This is a genomic window from Salipiger sp. HF18, from assembly GCF_011806505.1.
GTDB classification, from domain to species: Bacteria; Pseudomonadota; Alphaproteobacteria; order Rhodobacterales; family Rhodobacteraceae; genus Salipiger; species Salipiger thiooxidans.
The window spans coordinates 1-2,279 of sequence record NZ_JAATOS010000583.1 but is presented as its reverse complement, the minus strand read 5'-3'; the positions used below and the strand labels follow the sequence as shown (position 1 = coordinate 2,279).

The 2,279-nt window shown below is 69.1% G+C and carries 3 protein-coding genes; all 3 read right to left on the bottom strand.

The features are described from left to right. Positions 1 to 91: 91 nt before the first annotated feature. Positions 92 to 1,183 carry a bifunctional diaminohydroxyphosphoribosylaminopyrimidine deaminase/5-amino-6-(5-phosphoribosylamino)uracil reductase RibD gene (gene ribD / locus HC022_RS24440; protein ID WP_311135899.1) on the bottom strand — a complete coding sequence of 364 codons (1,092 nt, stop codon included), beginning with the start codon at positions 1,181 to 1,183 and terminating at the stop codon, positions 92 to 94. Further along, positions 1,180 to 1,650: a transcriptional regulator NrdR gene (gene nrdR / locus HC022_RS24435; RefSeq protein ID WP_008883217.1), complete on the bottom strand. Its 471-nt coding sequence runs from the start codon at positions 1,648 to 1,650 to the stop codon at positions 1,180 to 1,182. Before nrdR ends, ribD begins: the two co-directional genes overlap by 4 nt. Positions 1,651 to 1,815: 165 nt before the next feature. Beyond that, positions 1,816 to 2,235 (bottom strand): secondary thiamine-phosphate synthase enzyme YjbQ, encoded by a 420-nt coding sequence (locus HC022_RS24430; protein WP_167454124.1) that lies wholly within the window; start codon positions 2,233 to 2,235, stop codon positions 1,816 to 1,818. Positions 2,236 to 2,279 lie beyond the last annotated feature (44 nt).

Below are 2,279 nucleotides of genomic sequence, written 5' to 3'. Positions count from 1 at the left end.
ACCGGTGACGGTGCACTGACGCTTTCGCGTCGCGGTGGCCCGGGTGCCGCCGCGACGCCCAAGCCCTGTCCCCCCGACATTTCGCGAACGATCAGGCGCGACGCCAGCGGTGCATGACGTCCGGGCCCACGGCGCGGACCTCATCCAGAACGAAGCGCGGCGCCTCCGAAAGCCTGTCGACCCCCATCGCCCCGATGCCCGGCCGCCCCTCGGCGCCAAGCGCGAGGCCGGCGGTGAAGCCCACCAGCTCGTCCACCAGATCCGCTGACAGGAGCGACGCGGCAAGCTGCCCGCCGCCTTCGCAGAACACCCGGGTCAGGCCCTGCTCTCCCAGCTCCCGCAGCAGCCCGTGCGGATCGACGCGCCCGGCGCGGATCTCGCAGGGGATCAGCTTGGCACCGCAGCTCTGCCACGCCTTGCGCGTCGCGGGGGCGGCGTCGGAGCCATGCGCCAGCCACACCGGAACCTGCCGCGCGGTGCTGGCGAGCTTGCTCATCAGCGGCACGTCGATCAGGCGCGAAACCACCACGCGGACCGGCTGGCGCACCTCGCCCCAGCCGCGCACGGTCAGCGCGGGGTCGTCGGAACGTGCGGTGCCCGCGCCCACCATCACCGCGTCATGCGCTGCGCGCAGGCCATGCACGACGCGACGCGCCTCGGGCCCGGTGATCCACTGGCTCTCGCCGGTGGCGGTGGCGATGCGGCCGTCGAAACTGTTGGCAAGCTTGAGGGTGACCAGCGGCCGCCCCTCCCCCACCTTCAGGAAGAATCCGGCATGATCGCGGGCGGCCTCTTCGGCCAGTACACCGGTGGTGACCTCGATGCCGTGGCGGCGCAGGTGCTCGAACCCCTTGCCCGAGACCCGCGGGTCGCTGTCAGCGAGGGGCGCCACGACCCGTGCGACCCCGGCCTTGACCAGCGCCTCGGCGCAGGGCGGGGTCTTGCCGTGATGGGCGCAGGGTTCCAGCGTCACGTAGACGGTGGCACCGCGGGCTGCGGCCCCGGCCTGTGCCAGCGCCTGCGGCTCGGCATGAGGGCGTCCGCCCGGCGCGGTCGCGCCGCGCCCGATCACCCGGCCGTCCTTGACGATGACGCAACCCACCGCGGGGTTCGGCCAGCATTGGCCCATGCGCCTGCGACCCAGCCGGAGGGCATGGGCCATGTGCCGGATGTCCTGTGTCACTTATCTGCCTGGGCAGCCTCGGGGCGCAGTTCACTGACGAACTTGTCGAAGTCGTCGGCGGCCTGGAAATTCTTGTAGACGCTGGCGAAGCGGACGTAGGCCACGGTGTCGATCCGGGCCAGGGTCTCCATCACGATCTCGCCGATCTGCTTGGAGGCGATGTCGGTCTCGCCGAGGCTTTCGAGGCGCCGCACGATGCCCGAGATCATCTGGTCGATGCGTTCGGGCTCAATCGGCCGCTTCTGCAGCGCGATGCGGATCGAGCGTTCGAGCTTGCCGCGGTCGAAATCCTCGCGTCGTCCGTTCGACTTGATCACCACGAGATCGCGCAGCTGCACGCGCTCGTAGGTGGTGAACCGGCCACCGCAGGCCGGGCAGAAGCGGCGGCGGCGGATCGAGACATGCTCTTCCGCGGGCCTGGAATCTTTCACTTGCGTATCGATGTGTCCGCAAAACGGGCAGCGCATCGCCGTCCCCCTCACTTGATCTTTCTGCCACGGTCGTGGGTTGGCCCCACTTATCCACAGCGACTATAGGGGAGCCGCCAAACATTGGGTAGAGCAGAATTGCAGCAACAAGATCGTGAGAGAAATCAGCGGCGAAATCTGCCCGCGTTTTCTCCTGCGGTGGGTTCAGCCGCCCAGATGCGCGACGATCTGGCGGCGGTGCGGCGCCGCGCGATGCTCGAAGAGATAGATCCCCTGCCACGTGCCAAGCGCGAGCTGCCCGTCGGTGACCGGGATCGAGAGGCTGACCGGAAGCAGCGCCGCCTTGATGTGGGCGGGCATGTCGTCGGGGCCTTCGTACGTGTGGGTGAGATAGCTCATCGCCGGGTGGTCAGAGGGTGGCACTAGCCGGTGGAAGAAGGCGGCGAGATCGGTGCGGACCTCCGGGTCGGCATTCTCCTGAATGACGAGCGACGCCGAGGTGTGCTTCACGAAGAGCGTCAGCAGCCCGATGTCGCGGCCGCGGCCGTGGACCCAGCGCGTGACGTCGCGGGTGATCTCATAGAGCCCCGCACCGCGGGTCTGGACCGAGAAGCTTGTCTGCATCGCAATCCCTTTTGCCCCCTGCCTAGCGCAGCGGGGCCGGGACG